The 16,664-nt window shown below is 53.4% G+C and carries 11 protein-coding genes and 3 pseudogenes; 4 read left to right on the top strand and 10 right to left on the bottom strand.

The window, feature by feature from the left end:
* Positions 1 to 7: 7 nt before the first annotated feature.
* Positions 8 to 685 carry a CsgG/HfaB family protein gene (locus Electrica_RS20290; protein ID WP_141965274.1) on the bottom strand — a complete coding sequence of 226 codons (678 nt, stop codon included), beginning with the start codon at positions 683 to 685 and terminating at the stop codon, positions 8 to 10.
* A 649-nt stretch (positions 686 to 1,334) separates the two neighbouring features.
* On the opposite strand from Electrica_RS20290, the pseudogene Electrica_RS20280 reads away from it, so the two are divergent.
* The 3 genes and pseudogenes from Electrica_RS20280 to Electrica_RS20270 all read left to right on the top strand — a co-directional run.
* A pseudogene (locus Electrica_RS20280) lies at positions 1,335 to 1,548 on the top strand (transposase); the annotation flags it as partial.
* Between the two features lie 10 nt (positions 1,549 to 1,558).
* Entirely contained in the window at positions 1,559 to 1,867 is a 309-nt protein-coding gene (locus Electrica_RS20275; protein WP_160702253.1) for a SymE family type I addiction module toxin, read from the top strand.
* 139 nt (positions 1,868 to 2,006) lie between these two features.
* Complete coding sequence (locus Electrica_RS20270) at positions 2,007 to 2,549, top strand: RNA 2'-phosphotransferase (RefSeq protein ID WP_141965272.1); 543 nt, start codon at positions 2,007 to 2,009, stop codon at positions 2,547 to 2,549.
* A 2-nt stretch (positions 2,550 to 2,551) separates the two neighbouring features.
* On the opposite strand, the gene Electrica_RS20265 is transcribed toward Electrica_RS20270, so the two are convergent.
* From Electrica_RS20265 to Electrica_RS29385, 3 genes and pseudogenes are all read right to left on the bottom strand, one after another.
* Positions 2,552 to 2,980: a hypothetical protein gene (locus tag Electrica_RS20265; protein WP_141965271.1), complete on the bottom strand. Its 429-nt coding sequence runs from the start codon at positions 2,978 to 2,980 to the stop codon at positions 2,552 to 2,554.
* Between the two features lie 248 nt (positions 2,981 to 3,228).
* A pseudogene (locus Electrica_RS20260) lies at positions 3,229 to 3,459 on the bottom strand (integrase core domain-containing protein); the annotation flags it as partial.
* Between the two features lies 1 nt (position 3,460).
* Positions 3,461 to 3,656, bottom strand: a pseudogene (locus Electrica_RS29385) (hemagglutinin repeat-containing protein); the annotation flags it as partial.
* Positions 3,657 to 3,992: 336 nt separating this feature from the next.
* Between Electrica_RS29385 and Electrica_RS20250 the strand changes: the two are divergent.
* Entirely contained in the window at positions 3,993 to 4,439 is a 447-nt protein-coding gene (locus Electrica_RS20250; RefSeq protein WP_141965270.1) for a SymE family type I addiction module toxin, read from the top strand.
* A gap of 46 nt (positions 4,440 to 4,485) precedes the next feature.
* On the opposite strand, the gene Electrica_RS20245 is transcribed toward Electrica_RS20250, so the two are convergent.
* The 6 genes from Electrica_RS20245 to Electrica_RS20215 all read right to left on the bottom strand — a co-directional run bounded on the left by Electrica_RS20245 (position 4,486) and on the right by Electrica_RS20215 (position 16,659).
* Positions 4,486 to 4,869: a hypothetical protein gene (locus Electrica_RS20245; protein WP_141965269.1), complete on the bottom strand. Its 384-nt coding sequence runs from the start codon at positions 4,867 to 4,869 to the stop codon at positions 4,486 to 4,488.
* Between the two features lie 405 nt (positions 4,870 to 5,274).
* Positions 5,275 to 5,592 (bottom strand): contact-dependent growth inhibition system immunity protein, encoded by a 318-nt coding sequence (locus tag Electrica_RS20235; protein ID WP_160702251.1) that lies wholly within the window; start codon positions 5,590 to 5,592, stop codon positions 5,275 to 5,277.
* 94 nt (positions 5,593 to 5,686) lie between these two features.
* Complete coding sequence (locus tag Electrica_RS20230; protein ID WP_228267437.1) at positions 5,687 to 6,127, bottom strand: contact-dependent growth inhibition system immunity protein; 441 nt, start codon at positions 6,125 to 6,127, stop codon at positions 5,687 to 5,689.
* Between the two features lie 62 nt (positions 6,128 to 6,189).
* The gene (locus Electrica_RS29380; protein WP_141965268.1) at positions 6,190 to 6,381 is read right to left on the bottom strand and encodes an endonuclease toxin domain-containing protein; all 192 of its coding nucleotides are present in this window, start codon (positions 6,379 to 6,381) and stop codon (positions 6,190 to 6,192) included.
* Entirely contained in the window at positions 6,338 to 6,670 is a 333-nt protein-coding gene (locus tag Electrica_RS20220) for an immunity protein YezG family protein (RefSeq protein ID WP_141965267.1), read from the bottom strand. The genes Electrica_RS29380 and Electrica_RS20220 overlap by 44 nt, the downstream gene beginning before the upstream one ends.
* Positions 6,670 to 16,659: a hemagglutinin repeat-containing protein gene (locus Electrica_RS20215; RefSeq protein ID WP_141965266.1), complete on the bottom strand. Its 9,990-nt coding sequence runs from the start codon at positions 16,657 to 16,659 to the stop codon at positions 6,670 to 6,672. The genes Electrica_RS20220 and Electrica_RS20215 overlap by 1 nt, the downstream gene beginning before the upstream one ends.
* Positions 16,660 to 16,664: the final 5 nt, after the last annotated feature.

The raw sequence follows: 16,664 nt of genomic DNA, 5'->3' as shown, positions 1-16,664 counted from the left end.
GTTCCTTTTAGTTTGTATTTGACGGGTTCCAGCTACCGTTTTCAATACCCGCAACAAGGTTATTGACGGACTCACGGATAGCCAGATCCAATACTTTTCCATTCAGTGTGGAGTCATAGCTGGCTGTGCCACCGAAGCCAAGAATTTCGCGGTTCGACAGTTCGTATTCGCCCGCGCCCTGGGCAGTAAACACGACTTCAGACGTTTTAACATTGACCACATTGAGGGCAACTTTCGCATACGCAACCTGCGATTTACCCCGACCTAAAATGCCAAACAGCGCCCTGTCACCAGTCTCTTTGCGACCGAATTCGGTCACATCACCGGTGATAACATACGTCGCGCCCTTTAATTGCTGGCTCTTTCCGCTGATTCCCGCCTCGGTTTTGATTTCGTCCATATTGGTGCGATCCAATACATTAAAACGACCGGTCTGTTGCAAATGAGTGACCAGAATGGTTTTTGACTGATTACCCAGGCGATCGACACCATCAGAAAATATGCCATTCATGTAATCTGAGCGGTTATCAAATTTTCCGACGGTTATCAGGCTGCGCTGCCCATGCCAGCTTGTTTGAGCGGTAGCCACTTTTGCGACCTCTACAGTGTGCGATGATTCTGTTGCACATCCCGCCAGTAGCAAAATGGGTAAACACAGAGAGCTTACTACTACTTTTTTAAACATATATAACGCTTCCTTTTTGTACAAAACACCCTTTTAGTAAAATTTCTTCACCTGAATATGGAACTGTATTAATGGCATCATCTGCACGTTTATAACAGCGACTGTCACAGCTACAGGCAACCAATTCTTCACAACGACTTTGCTGCTGTGGCTGGATCAGGTGGTTATTCCCAACAACACTTGATCCGTTGCGAAGCTAGCCGTCGGAGGTGACTTTTCCTTTTTTCGTAAGTTACAGGCGGCTTTGTTGTTGGACTGCTGACACGGCAATTTTTTGTCCTGACGCGCCTTTTCAGCCCGTTACGCCATTTCCCCCAGATCTGTTAAAGAGCAACTTCCAACACTATATTACCACCATCCTTCCATGCAGTCATAGACAATATTCCCCGGGCGATAGCTTCTAATTATCCAGCGGGTAAACCTTTGAAAAATCATTGTACGTTTCATGAAAGTGATAAAATTTTGTATCAGGATTATCTTTCAGTTCTTCATGTCTTTTTATTAATTTTTTGAATAAGCTCTCTGGTACAGGATAAGGATTTGCCTCATTTTTGCGCAGTAAAAATAGTACAGGGCCCTTTCAAACTCTGCAGGAGTTATATTATCTGTGTTACCTGTCAAATACTCAAAGGCGTAAGAACACTGTTCTTACACCACGAATGCCATCGAATCGCTGAACAGCGTGATCCGTGCCGCCATTAAGAAATGCAAGGTGTTCCCGACGGATGACTCAGTGCGAAAGGTTATTTACCTGGAAATCCAATTGGCATCGAAAAAATGGAGTATGCCGATCCAGAACTGGCGGTTGGCGATGAGCCGCTTTATTAATCGAGTTCGGTGACCGCCTGAGCGCTCAGTTTTGACGTGGTGGCAGTGACACAGAATTATTTACAGGGTCTCAGCATCCGTCACTACGATCGTCGCACTAACCGGACAAAACGCTACACCCACAGCGCCAGCCTGCGGCTCAACGGTCGCTGGATGGAAGAAGCCGGGTTTGCCACAGGCACCAAAATTGATGTTCTCATGATGCCGGGTTGCCTGGTTATTACCGCCCTCCCAAATGTCACGCCGCTAATGAAAGTGCTTAACAGCACCACACATTTACCTGAAAAAGAACAGCAGCAGGTAATGCTGTTTTTGCAGGGAGTGGCAGCTAAGCTGGCACTTGAGCATAAGTAATGAAGGCAAAAAGATCCCTATGGAGAAGATTAATACTGACTCTTCGAATGGTTTCATAATGCCTAACTTGTTAAGAACGAGTGTTATTGATTAATATCTAACATAATTAATAATCATATATTTCACTATCGAGGTAAGCATGAGCCAAAAAATTACAGAAACCAGCAAATTCTTAAGCTACATTTTACGCCATAACCCTGACTCCATTGGGTTAAGTCTCAATATTGAAGGCTGGGTGAAGATCGACTCCTTAATCAAACATGCATCAACTGCTGGAAAATGTCTCGACCGAGATACTATTCTTCTAATCGTTGAGAGTAGTGATAAGAAACGTTTTGCTATCTCTGAAGACGGCCAATCAATACGTGCAGTTCAGGGGCATTCTAACTCCAATGTTAACATTGCTTACGCCTCAGTGATCCCACCTGAATTTTTGTACCATGGAACTGCAATTCAGTTCATTGATTCCATAAAAATGCAAGGTCTATTATCTCTTACACGCCAATATGTCCATTTATCGGCTGACGAGAAAACTGCACTTAATGTTGGCAAACGCCACGGAAAACCTATTGCATTGAAAATTAATGCCTTGCAGATGTACCAACAAGGCTTCATTTTTCATCAAGCAGACAATGGCGTTTGGTTAACAAAAAATATACCTGTGCAATTTATCATTGAGTAGATTTACTCGTCTTCAGCTCGTTCTTCTTTGTAGTGAGCTGATTCAGCCCGAGCAAACTCTAACCACGCGTCAAAACCATCCAGACTATAACGTTTACTCCAGTCAATCTCTTTTATAGGAGCACCGTAATCATGAAAATAAATTTTAGAGTTGCCACTAGGGTCATCCCCATCAAAGCATGCTAAAACAACGTAGCCATCATTATAATAACCAGAAAGGTCAACAGCAATAGCGAATGGAATCAATTTCTTATTCACATACTTTTCGCACATCGAAGCATAATGACTTAGAGTTATATCATCACTTCTACGAAGAAAACTCCATGGTTCAATATCCTCTTCGAAGTTCTCACTCATCAGAACAGTATATTTTTCTGGGAACTTAAACCCAACGGGAAGAATGTTCTGATCATATAAAGAGAAATTTGTCATTATTTTTTACCCTTAATTTTTGGCGATTGATATGAGCCGTAAGGATTTTGCTCACTAAATTTTCCAGATTGGTTGTTTATTCTTCCTTGAATAGCCTCTCCCCAAGTATTGAATTTCTCCCAACCACGAGCCTTCTGGATTTCAGGCGTCAACGGATCATTGTATGCTCGTACCGTTGCTTTTACATCAATCCCTGCATCACGTGTGGATTTGACCCTTTATATCCAGACGCTTTTTCTCTCTTATGGTTACGATAACTTTCTGCGTATATATTCTCGTGGTGAGCGGTATCCCAGCGCACTGTGCGGATGATGTTCATTGTAATGGCTGAACGCCACTGCCAGATTTATCAACGCCATCTGGCTGTCCGCTTTTGGCATGATGCTGATGTAGTCCCGCTTTATCGTCTTCACGAAGCTTTCTGCGATGCCGTTACTTTCCGGGCTACGCACTCTTGTCGTGCACGGTTCAAGCCCCAGTATCGGTATCGCGGCTCAGATCGGCGACATCCTGCTGCTGATTATCCTTGTCACGGACAGTGATTGTGCCGTCAGCAACCGCCGCATGGGTTGTCCCGGACGCATCATCATGCGCCCCGATGCCGATAATCGGGATTGCGCCAGCCTAACGTCCCCGTATCCAGCGAGTTTTTATCTGCGGTAGACGTGCTGGCGATGTCCGAATCGGCGGACGGCACAAAGTAGCCGTTATTGCCGGAGGGCAGGGGATAGTTACCGTAAGAAATGAAAGAACGTTTTTACATAAAGTGCTAAAAATGCAACGTTACATAAATTGGTAATATTTCCTGAAGCGGCCTCGCAGATATTAATATTGTTCTTTCATCCAGTACTGTACTTTTATTCATCAGGGTATAATAGACGCAGCAAAGCAACCGAAAGACCGCAACAGGAAAATTGATAAAATAGAATATTCTGATTATTAAAGAGCGCGGCATGAAAGTGTTGAAGCACTTCCATGCCGCTGACCACAGACAACTAAGCTGGAGTTGAATATGGCTGACACCAATCTTAAGCCAGGAACCACCATTGCCAAAACACAATCGAACTTTTTGGCAGGAAATACAGAAAAACACGAAGTAGTACGCAAAAATAACAATCACAGCTTGCCTAAGAAAGCAGAACCCAAAGTCTTAAGGGATATGACGGTCAGCTACGTCAGCATCCGTCATTACGATCGTAAAACTAACCGAACTAAACGCTACACCCGAAGCGCCAGCCTGCGCCTGAACGGCACCTGGATGGAAGAAGCGGGGTTTACCACAGGCACCAAAATTGATGTTCGCGTGATGCCGGGTTGTCTGGTCATCACCACCCGGCCCGTGGAGACACCGCTGATGAAGGAACTCAACAACATCAGTCAGTTGCCAAAAGAAGAGCAGCAGCAGGCGATATTCTTTCTTCAGGGCGTGGCGGCTAAAGTGGCGCTTGAGACGGCGTAAGTGAGATAAATACATCCCAGCCGCAAGGGCTGGGATTCATTAATAACTACCACCATCTAGGATAATCGTTAAAGGCATTGCATATCGATTGCCTAGCAGTACCATCAAGATTTTCACTTCCTTTGGATATGGAGATACCACCATTGATATCTTCCTTCATACACGACCAATTAAGCTGACCATTTATTGGATCTAATACCAACTCAAAACTATCGTTCATATCCTTGAGACTGGCGAGCCTGTCACTTTTCATACAGCTGATAAACTCGTCAAAACACTGACATTCGATCCAGAACTGAGAGCTAACCTCGGCCTTATAACCAAATTTTTTAACCGTGATTATGACACTAAACTTTAACGATGGAACATGCTCATCAAGTTCAATGACGTCCAGCTTTATACATATAGGATTAGTAATTTCTATATCCATTTAGTGAGACCCTAAGTAACGTGCATGGATTATTGTCGGCAATTCCCCGTCAACGCGAGGCGGTTTAATTTCTAACTGCCAACCATCAACCGTAATTCGCTCTCCATATGGCATATTAGTTTTAGTTGCTGTGTTTACGGCAGCCTGAAAACTTCGGAGTTCTTGTTGGCTGGCGAGACGTACTGCTTCAGGCAAATGTGTAGCAGCTTTCGATGCCGCATATTCTGCCATGTGCTCGGTAGCATTTCCATGCACCCATACTTTTGCCCATTAGGTAAGGACATTTCAAATGACTGAGGAATTACTGATCCTGGGTGTACTGGTTGTGTTGCCTTTATCGAATCAAACACCGTTCCTGTTGATAGCTGATTGTTTGTTGCATACTTTGCTACCAAAGAATCTATCTTACTGACAGCAGCAGCACCCAGCACAGGAGTCATCGACATGATCTTCTAAATTTATCATTTTGACTGTTGCCAACGCAGAGATGAGCTCACCATCGTAATACTTGCCCGCAAGCGGATCCTCGGCCAGTATTTCTAATGTTCTTGGCATTAGCTGATCGATGCAGATTTCCTGGCGAATTGCACGACAAACATCTTCAACGGACAATTCTTCTAACGGGATATCAATGACATGCTCAAACCATTGTTCAAGCGGCGATTGTTGGTCAGCATTTTGTGTTTTATTGATATTTCCTATCAATTTGCGGAGGGTAATCATATTCCATGTCCTTTCAAAGCTGATTCAATCTTATCAATAGCATCAGTTGTTGCCAAGCATCCCGCCCGGAAAGGGCGGATTTATTGATATCCACTTATCCTTTACACCGACTTAATGCCAGTCGAAGGCCTGCTCCAATTTCAGCAGGAGAATTGTCGGTTGAAAGAATAACATCTTCAATGCTATCTCCCTTTGTTCCTCCCCAACCTTCCAGTTTTTCATGGCGAGTGGGCCGTATAGTGATAACTCCATTGACACAATGAATAATGCAATGTTTCATATCCTTGAATAAAGCACTTTTGGTTTTATAGCCGTATCTATCCATCAACCTGGCTATCCAGGCCGCATACTTCTCCTTACCTTTCTCAAGGTCAAAAAAAGCAACACGATCCTCAAATTTATTCAGTGTCCAGCTATTGTACAAAGCCTGTAATATAGTTTGACCAGCACATTCGTCGTCAGCTTCAGGTAGTAGTAAATGGGGTGGAAATAGTGGATCTGCACTAGTTCTTCCTTGCCCTGATTGAGTTTCAATTAGTAAAAACTAATTAGTACAATAACAAGTTGCCCAATAATCTTGTTCTTTATTAAATTTCATTATTTCACCTGAGTCACTTTAACGGTTACACCCAGACTTTTACCGTACTCAATAGCACTATTTATCTCTGTCCATTGTGTTTTAGTAGTATTGGCCGGAACTTTGAGTATGTGAAAATCCTCCCGCCCAGATAGGGCGGGATTGTAATCAGTTATCGTATTTAAAATCGATATTAATCTTAAGCGTTTCAATATTTACAGTAACTTCACAGCCATGCCAGAATGGCTTTTCTTGTGATTTAAAGTTCTCTACAAAAAAATTCCTCAGCTCGACCAGAAGATCCAAAAGCCGTTCACTGGCATCTGCTGTTTCAGTTACCCAATGTTGATCACCCTGTTTATCCACATAGTCATATGTAAATTCTCCACAGTCACTTTCCGGCTCTAGCTTAGCGTATAGAATAATTTTAATCGCATTTTCAGGTGCGATAGAGAGTAATACTGAACCGATATCATTATATATTTCTTGATCAGACCGCATTACTTACCTCCAGGTGAGTTATTAAATACTTTTTCAATCGGGCGACCACCATCAATTGAATACACTACTTTAAATTTCTCAGGTCTGACACTGTCCCCAATATACGACGGCTGAATGTTGACCTTAACCTCTTTTCCTTCCCCTAATGCTTTTGCCCACGTATTTTCCATCTGCTTCCAGGCTCCTTTGTTCAGATTTCCATCCATCGGAACAAGGTTCAATTTTTCACCAGGCCCATTAAAAATGCTGGCTATTAAATGACCACCTTCATCTCCATCAAAGCCACACTTACCTGCTTTACATTGTTGATAGCCATTTCTGTCTTTTACATTAGGACTAAGAGTTGCTTCAACCTGGCTTGGTCTTGCCTGAGCATCAGTTTTATAAATTTTATCACCATCTACATGATAAACTTTATTCGGCTGTGGGTTATTTAGCTCTTTGCTCCAGTTCCCTTTACCACCTGAGTCCAGCATCACCTTTTCAAGTGACTCCGCACTGATTTTCTGACCTGTCTGTTTTTCAACAGCCATCAGAGCCTTCAACTCTGACAACTCGCTGGCAGACATTTTGCCAACCGTCGCTACTGTCAGGCCCGCAGGAAGAGCATCTCCAGCGGCCATTTCCGCAACCCAGATACTGACTTCATTTGCACACAGTATAGTATTCGCACCACAGGCGCTGACTGCTGCCTGAGCGGCTGCAATTGCTTCCGGAGTCAGAGCAATCACTACCCCACCTGTAGCCCCTCCAACAAGCGCTGCTGCAATCGCTTTGTTTACAGCCTCACCGCGTTTACATTCAGCCCCACCAGGACTAGTCGAGCAGGAGGCAATATCTTTGCCATGCTCCTGAACAAACTTCGTCTGCGCATCTTCGTTACCTGCAATGAGGTTGTTTTCAGCCGCATTCTTCCCGGCAGCCGCTCCGGTAGCCACACCCGCAGTGTTCCCACCGGCAATACCACCCGCCATGCCTGCTGAGATACTCGCCAGCGTGCTCAGCGTCTGTTTCTGATCTTCGGTCAGGGTCGACAGATCTTTCACATCCGGATACATCGCTTTCGCGATGGCACTTGCGATCAGTTCTCCACTCGCAGCACCTGCCGCGCCAGCTGCGGCACTGTTACCCTGAAGAGCCGCCGTCACGCCGCCGAGAATGGCATGAGCAATGGCTTTCGCTGCATCGTTATCATTGATTCCGGCATTGTGCCCAATGAAGTTTGCCAGCTCCGGAGCCGAAGCCCCTGACAGTGCACCCGCAATATTGCCGCCCGCCAGGCCCTGAAGCGCTGCCGTCGCGGCCTGGATACCACGCTGAACTGCACCACCGGTGCCCATACCTGTCGCGTTAAAGGCTTCGTTGTAGTAGTTCTGATAAATCTGATTGCTGATATCTTCCGGTTTTGGTGTTTTGCCCGGATTTGCCTTCTCCCACTGTGTTTTGGCAGCGTCACGGTCTTCAGGCGTCACGCTGTTCATGCGCTCTTTGGCCGTTTTAATGGCGCTCAGCTCACCCTGCGTCCGCGCAATATCCGCCACCTGGCCGCCGATATCGCTGATCATCCCGATTTCCTTCAGGCGGTTCTGCTCTTTCTCCTTGTCGAAGATCGGGCTGATGCTGTCGTTGGCGTGCTCCGTGTCACGGCTCAGGTTCGCCACGTCCTGCTTCTGGTTTGCCTTGTCGCGGATGGTGATAGTGCCGTCTGCCACAGCGGCCTGGGTGGTGCCTTCGGCATGGCCTTTGTTGCCTGCCGCCGACATCATCCCGCCAGGCATGTTGCCCTTGAACTGGTCGCCGAAGCTGCCCGCGCCGCTGAGGCTGATGCCGGAGTGCTGGGTTTTGAAATCCGCTTCGTTATGGATGTCCGTGAAGCCGAGCGTTCCTGTATCGAGGCTGTTTTTATCTGCCGTGGCGGTGGAAGCAATGACTGCACCATCAAGCTGGGTGTGGTTGCCGACGGTGATATCGAAGCCGCCATCGCCCGCAAACATCCCGGTCTGCTCAGCGACGGAGTCAAAGCGGCTCTTCATCTTGTCCTGGGAGGCAGAGATGTAGCCGGAGCCGGTCATGCTACCGAAGGTGAAGCTGCCGCCCGCTGCCACGCTGGTCTGCTTGCTGTCGTACTTGTTGCTGTCCTGCTGGCTGCTCATCAGCAGGTCATGGCCCACGTCGGCGACAATTTTATTGCCGTTGACCTGCGCCCCGTTGAGTACGGTGTCATTCCCGCTCTTAATGGTCACGGTTTTGCCGCTGTCTATCGTCGTTTCGGTCCAGTCGGTGCCGTTGCCTTTGTCCTTGCCGTTGGCTGCGTTGACGTTGGCAAACACGCTGATACCCGCGCCGTTACCTCCGGCACCGATGCTCACGCCCACGCCGCCACCGCTGCTGCTGTTCTTGCCGCCGGACTGCTGGGTATTCGCCGCGCCGGACAGCAGGATGTTGTTCTGTGCATCGAGCGTGGTGTCGCCGCCCGCTTTCAGCTGGCTTCCGGCAATGGCAATATCGCCGTCACCTTTTTTGCCATTGGCGGTAATGGAGAGGTTATTGCCCGCGTTCAGGGTACTGCCCGCCACCGCATCGCTTTCGGCATGCTGCTGCGATTTGGATTTCTGCGTGGTCAGTGAGAGGCTGACGCCCATCGCGTTCGGGTCAGCCGTGGTATCAGCCATATCCACTGCCTGCCCGGCCTGCACGCCAGAGAGCACCGTTTTGGTCGCCTGGAGTGCCTTCAGGCGTCCGTCGCTTTCCTCTCTGGTGTTCTGCGCCGCCGTGACAGCATTATTAATCGCACTGCCCACGGCGCCGGACAGTGCCACTGTCAGCCCGCTTTTCTTCTGCTCGAAAGTTTCATCGCGGGTGCGTTTGTCGTGACCCGGGTCGATGAGCACGCTGCTGCCGCTGAGGCTCATGTCCTTCCCGGCAATCAGGTCCGCGCCGCCAATGTGCGCCTGGTTTCCGGCAGCGATAACCACGTTGCCGCCTGTAGAGCCGACAGTGCTGAAGCTCTGGCTTTGCGTGGTGCCCGCTTCACGCAGGTCATGGGTGGATTTACTGCTGCCGAGGGTGATGCCGATACCGCCGGTGCCCATCAGGCCGCTCTTCTTCTCTTCCTTAAAGCGCCAGGAGGAATCGGTGTTGGTGGCCGCCACGATATCGACGTTGTTGCCCGCGCCCAGCGCCACGGTGTTATCGCCCACCACGGAGGAACCTTTCACCATCAGGTTGTTGCCCGCCTGCACGGTGACATTGTCGCCGGAAAGCAGGGTGCCTGCCTCACGGGTTGCGCTGTCTTCCTCAACAGTGTGGGTCGTTTTCTTGCTGAGGAGCCCTTTTTTAGTCTTCGTCTCTTCCTGGTAGTGATAGTCGCTTTCCGTCGCCGTCGTCAGGTTCACATCGCGACCTGCGGCCACGCCGATATCGCCGCTGGCGGTCACCTGTGCGGCTTCGCTGTTCACGTCACGTCCGGCGAGTATCGTGGTGTTGCCGGAGCTGGCGATTTCAGTGCCCTGCTGGCGCACGGACTCGTCGATAACGGTTTGCTTGCTGCTGTGGCTGCTGCTGCCATTAACCGTCGCTTCGGCCTGCAGATTGACGTCGCGTCCGGCCTGGATGCCGACATTGCCTTCTGCCGCGATGCCTGCGGCCTGGCTGGTAACATCGCGTCCGGCCACCAGCGTCACGTTGTCGCCCGCGGAAACGGTGGTTCTGTCTGCGCTGCTCTGATGGCTTTCGCTGCCGCCCGTGCGGCTGGTCTGCTGGTTGCCCGCCGCGTTCAGGTTCAGGTCATTGCCTGCCACCAGCTGCGCGGTTTTGCCTGCGTCGATGGCGCTCGCCGTCACGTTCAGGTCGTTGCCCGCCTGCATCACCGCGTTGCCGCCCGCCGTGAGGCTGCTGCCCTGGCTGGAGGTGGACGACGTCGCCGTGTCTTTTTGCCCCCAGAATCCGGACTGGCTGCTGCTGTCAGTTGTCTGGTTAGCGGCGATGTTGATGTTGTTGCCCGCGCCCATCGCGAGGTCGCCGCCTGCTGTGACTTTCGCCCCGGTGATGTTGATGCCTTTTGCTGCCGACATACTCAGGCCGTCGGTAGCCGTGATGGCGGCGGTTTGCCCGACATCGGTGCCGCTGACGTGCACGTTGCCGCGACGGCTGTCGTCGCCCACGCTCCACTGCTGCGTCTGGGTGATGTTGTTGATGCCGCCGCCGACGCTTTCCAGCCGGACGGTTTTGCCGCTGATGGCCGAGCCGATGTTGTTGACATCGCCCAGCGCGCTCAGGTCGAGCCCGCCACCGGCGCTGATAAGCCCGGCGTTAAGATTGCTCAGGCTGTTGCTGCTGTCGAGGGTAAGACCGTTTTGCGCCAGCAGCGAGCTGCCGCTGTTGGTGAGGTTGCCGCCCGCCAGCTGCACGTTGCTGCCGCGGATCACGCTGCCGCTCTGCACCGTCACGTCTTTTGGCGACAGGTACACTTTGGGCACCATCACCGTCTGGCCGTTAATGGTCGCGGTTTCGTACCACAGGATGCTGTGGTCAAGCGCCGCCACTTGTTCGGCACTCAGCGCCACGCCAAACTTCAGGCCGAGCGAACTCTGCGCACCGGCGGCGCTGTCCATCAGGTAGCGCATCTGGTCGAGATCCGAGCCGATGCCGTTGATATAGCGCGTCCCGGTCTGGTTCAGCACGGTGTTCGACACATAGCGGGTATCAAACGCCGCATCGCCGAGGAAGCGATAGTCCTTGTCCGGGTTCAGACTGAGGCGGCCCAGCATGTACGACGAACCGAGGAACTGATTCATATCCGTGTACTGGCTGCCCGTCTCGCGCGGGGCCGCGCCCGGATTCATCCCCAGCAGCTTATACAGATCGCCAAACAGTGAAGGATCGAGCTGACCCAGGCCATCGAGCTTAGGGTTAACGGTGATCAGATACGGGCTGTCCGGATCGGTCGATGGCACAAAGTAGCCGTTATTGCCGGAGGGCAGGGGATAGTTGCTGTCGATGCCGTCAGGTGCCAGCCCTGTGCCGCCACTGATAGTCTGGCTGGCAGTGGTGTCCTTCCAGTCCGGGCCGGTGATAGCCTGGGTTCCGGCATCCGTCAGCGCCTGTGGGCCCGCACCGCCATCCACAGACTGTGCGGAGGGTGTGTTGAGGCTGGGGGCAACAATGGTGTTACTGATTTTGCCCGCGTTGGCAGTGGTGTTGGTGTTGCTGATGTCGTTGGTGAATGTTGCGTTGACGTTGCCACCCGCCTGGATCACCGCCCGGTATTGCTGGTTATCTGCCGCGTAATCAGTCCAGGTATCTGCAAGATCATAGGCGATCCCCGAATCCTTATCCTCCTTCATCGCCTTCAGCCAGCCTTCCACCGTCTGCCCGCTCGGGAACGGGTCGTAATCCGTGGTGCAATACGGTTTGCAGCTCCAGGTAAATTTCTCCCGGGTCGACCACTTGCCAGCTTCAGCAGACGTATTATTCAGGGTACCCCCGTGCAGGGTGATATCACCGTTTGCCAGCAGGTAGCTGGATTCATTGGTCAGCGTACCGGCGTTCACCGTCAGATTGTTGCCGGAAGCAATACGACCTGCCCCACCGTTCGCGGTGACGGTCGTTTCTTTCTGATTCACCAGCACCGTTTTTTCATCATAGGTGAAAGCCGGCACCAGCCAGTAAGAAGTCGTACAGTGGGTATTCACTCCTCCGGAACACAGGGTATTCGATGCCACCCCAAGGTTATCTTCACCGAGAGACACATAGGAAACATGCAGCCATGACTGGTCAGACGGCATAAACTCCTGGTATGTGGTGTCCACCTTCAGACCGTCACGGGTATTCAGAAGGTTTGCGGTGTTGATGCTGATATTGCCATTGACTGTCTCAATACTGCCGGAACGATTAATCACCTCACTGTTCGCCGTGCCGCTGGCGTCTTTCTGCATCACCAGGTTGTTGCCCGCCAGCATATCGCCGCGCAGGTTCTGGATGCTGCTGGCAAACAACGACAGGTTGTGGCCCGCATAGAGCAGGGCGGTGTTAACGATCGACCCGGCCGCGTTCAACAGCAGGCTGCCTGCGGTGCCGGTGAACCCGTTGAGGCTGATATCGCCCTGGCTGGTCAGGCTGACGTCGCCGCCTGCCTGTAAACTGCCGCTGGCGTTCAGCGCAATCTGGCTGCCGCTCAATACCGTGGTGCCGCTGCCTGCGGTCAGCTGGCCGTTGTTGGTCAGACTGCCCGCGGCGCTCAGCGTGATGCCGTTGCCCTGCAACGTGGCTCCGTTGGTGATATCGCCCAGGCTGCTGATGGCGAGCTGTCTGTTCGCGGCAATCACGCCCTGCGCGCTGAAGCCGTTGGTGAGCTTCAGCGTCAGGTTGCCGAGCGCCACCAGCTGGCCCGCGCCGCTCAGCGAGACCATTTCGGCAAGCATATCGCCGCCGCTGAACACCTTCCCGCCCGCGTTGTTAAGGCTGTTCCCTTTGAGCGTCAAACCCTGAGTGCCGAGCAGTGTGCCGCTGTTGGTCACGGTCCCGGCGTTCACGTTCAGCTGAGTGGCCTGCAGAATGCCGTCGTTGGTCAGGCTGTGGCCGGTGAGCGTCGCCTGGTTCGCGGCTATCACGGTGCCGTTACTGGCTAACTTCGCCACGTTCAGCACCAGGTTCGTCGCCTGTAGCCAGCCGCTGCCGCTGTAGTCCGGCGTGATGAAGGTCAGGTCGCCGCCGGAGAGCATTTTGCCGCTATTGCGGGCCTGCGTTGCCGCACTGAGCGTGGTGTTACCGTGGCCCTGAATCGTGCCGTCGTTAGTCAGCACCGGCGCGGTGAGGTTCAGCGCGTTCTGGCTCAGCAGCACGCCGCTGGCCTGGTTGGTCAGGGTATCCAGCAGGGTGAGCGTGAGATTGCTGTCGCCCTGCACGCGCCCGCTGTTGGTGAGCGAGCTGGCATTGATTTGGGTATCCGCGCCCTGAAGCTGTCCGCTGTTGCTGATGTCTTTGGCGTTGACGTTAAGCTGCCCGCCGGTCAGCATTTTGCCCTGCTGTTGCAGGTTGCCGTTGAGCGTCATGTTCAGGCCGTTAACGCCGCTGATTTCGCCGCCGTTGCTGAGCGAATCGCCTTTCACCTCCAGCGTTTTGGCGCTAATCAGACCCTGGTTGCTCAGCGCTTTGCCGCTCAGGCGGGCGTCGCCCAGGGCGGTGATTTTGCTGCCGGTAGCAGCGATCACATCGCCGCTCAGGGTCAGGGCTAAATCCAGCGCGCTCTGGATCGCGCCGCTGTTGTTGAGAGAAGCGCCGTCCAGCGTGATGTTCTGGCCCTGAAGGCGACCGCTGTTAGTCACGTCCCCTGCGCTAACCGCCAGCGCTTTCTGGCTCAGCAGGTTGCCGCTGTTGTTAAGCCCGCCCGTGCTGTTCAGCATCAGGCCGTTCAGGCCAGTCAGCGTGCCCTGGTTGTCGATACTGTTCTGGCGAAGCCGGAGCGTGTCGCCCTGAAGCGTGCCGTCGCTGGTGAAGGTTGTCCCGGTGAGCGACAGGTCGCCCGCCGAGAGAATACGGCCGTGGTTGGTCAGCGCGGGCGCGTTCAGGTCGACGTTGCCCTGGCTCATCAGGTCGCCGCTGTTGAGCAACGACGTCGCCAGCGCGGCATTGAGATTGCCGGTTGCCAGTACGGAGCCGCTGTGCGTCCAGCTGTCGGCCTGAGCGGTGAGGTTCTGTCCCTGCGTGGTCCCCGCGGTATTCAGGGTTTTGCCCTTGAGGGAGAGATCGCCCGCCGTCAGCCAGCGCCCGCTGGCCCCCTGCGTGAGCGTGTCACCGGCAAACGTCAGTGAGCCGGTTCCCTGCACCAGGCCGTCACCGCTCAGCGTGGTCGCGTTGACCTTCAGCGTGTCAGCCATGATTTTGCCGGGATTGCTCAGCGTCGTGGCGTTAAGCGCCAGGCCTTTGTCGCTGGTGATAAGCCCGCTATTGCGGATATCCGGGATATCCAGCGTCAGATTCGCCGCGCTGTAGAGGGTGCCGTTGTGCTGGTTGTCCAGCTGTTGTGTGTCAATGAGCAGGGCCGCATCGCCCTGCATCAGGCCGCTGTTGGTCAGGCGCTGCGACTGCGTGTTCAGGCTGGAAGCCACCAGCACGCCGCTGTTGGTCAGCTCCGATGCGCGAAGGGTGAGCGATGCCGCGCTGCTTTTACCGCTGTGGGCCAGTTTTTCGCGGGCGTTCACCGTCATGGCTTGTTGTGCCGCCTGGGTGCCCGCCAGCGTCGCTTCCCGTGCGCTGAGGCTGAGATGACCGCCGCTCTGCAGCTGTGCGCTCGCGGCGGTACTGAGACTGTCGCCCTGCAACCGTAGATCGCCGCCGGCACTGGTTTCCCCGTCCAGCATCGCCGTAGCGGTATTCAGCGTCATGGCCGCATCGCTGTGGGTCACCGAATTTTTGCCGGAGGTCAGGGTCTGCGCATTGACCGTCAGCCCTTTACCGCCGGACAGCACGCCGTTCTGCGTCACATCCTGCGCCTTCAGCGCCAGCACATCGTCGCTGACCAGCGAGCCGGTGTTGCTCAGCTTCCCGCTGGCGGTGATCTCCGCTTTGCCTTTCGCGCCGGTGCTGCCGCTTTGGGTAAAGTCTTGAGTATTGATGGCCAGGTTGCCGCCGCTCAGCATGGAACCGCTGTTACTGAGCGTTGAACTGTCCACGCGCAGGGAAGCACCCTGCACGGTGCCGCGGTTATGCAGCGTACCCGCATTCAACTGAGCGCTGTTCTTCGCCAGCAGCTTGCCGTCCTGGGTCAGGGTGTTGCTGCTTACCGTCAGGTTTTGCCCGGCGGTCATCTGTCCCTGCGTTTTCAGCGTGTCACGGGCGTTAGCCGCAATATCGCGGGCGGCGTTAATCTGGCTGGCGCCATCCTGACGGATGTTTTTCGCGGTCAGCGTTGCATCGCGTCCGGCGGTCAGCTTTTCATTGGCGTGCGAAATCGTGCCGCTGGCGTTCAGTACCAGGTCGCCGTCGCTGTTCAGCGAACCGTTGCTCAGGGCAATGTCGCCCTGGCTGTTGAGCGATATATTGCCGCTGGCTTTATGATCGCCCGTCAGAGCGAGGCTTTCACCTTTGGCGGACAACGCCCCGCTGGCGAGGCTGTTAGTGACCGTCAGTTTGCCGCTGGCATCGAGGGTGATGCCCCCCTGGCGGGCATTCAGGTTTCCGAGATTAACCCCGACGCCTTTTTCGCTGGACACCAGATGAATGCGGTTGGCGTACATCCCGCCCAGCGCGCCGGTATCCACCGCCACCGTGGGGGCGCGGCCTTCACCCTGCTGCGCCTGTACGCTGCCATCTGCGCCAACCCGGTTGGCCCCGGCAACCACCTTTAAATCCCTGGCATGGATGGCGGCGTTCACTTCGGTTGCGCGTGAAATGATTGACAGCGCATCACTGCTGCTGGCATCCAGTCCTTGCCCTTCGATGGTGATGCTGCCTTTTTTCACGTCCAGCGCCTGTAAATTGCCGCTGGCGTCAAAGACCGGTTTCCCCGTGGTCAGCGTGACCTGCGGGGTGTTGATAAATCCGCAGCCGTTGCAGGTAATGCCATACGGGTTCGCCACCATCACGTTCGCCGCTTTACCTGCCACTTCCGTATAGCCCTGAAGCTGTGAACGGTTGCCGCCGGTCACTTCATTGATGATGCCTTTCGCTTCCTTGCCCGCGGTCAGGTTCGGATTGCCGGTGATAACCCCGCCGAGCTGAGTCTGGTTCAGCTTGTCGGTGGCGTTGTTCAGGATCAGACCTTCTTTGCCGACGTTGTAGTCCTGGAACGCGTTGTGCGAAATCCCTGCGCCGTTTGGCGTGGCGATGTTCACCACCGGGACCCCGTTCGCCGCATTGCCTGCGGAGGTGTCGCCCGTTGGCGTCAGCGTGGCGGAAATCGCAGGCAGCAGAGGCTGTCCGGCGAGCAGGGCGCTCATCAGATAGCTGAGCAGGCGATAGGTGAAGCGAACAGGAGGCTGCTGATCCATGGCGA

The sequence above is a fragment of the Klebsiella electrica genome, assembly GCF_006711645.1.
GTDB lineage: Bacteria > Pseudomonadota > Gammaproteobacteria > Enterobacterales > Enterobacteriaceae > Klebsiella > Klebsiella electrica.
The sequence above is the reverse complement of the archived record's forward strand: the minus strand, read 5'-3'. Positions and strand labels throughout refer to the sequence as shown.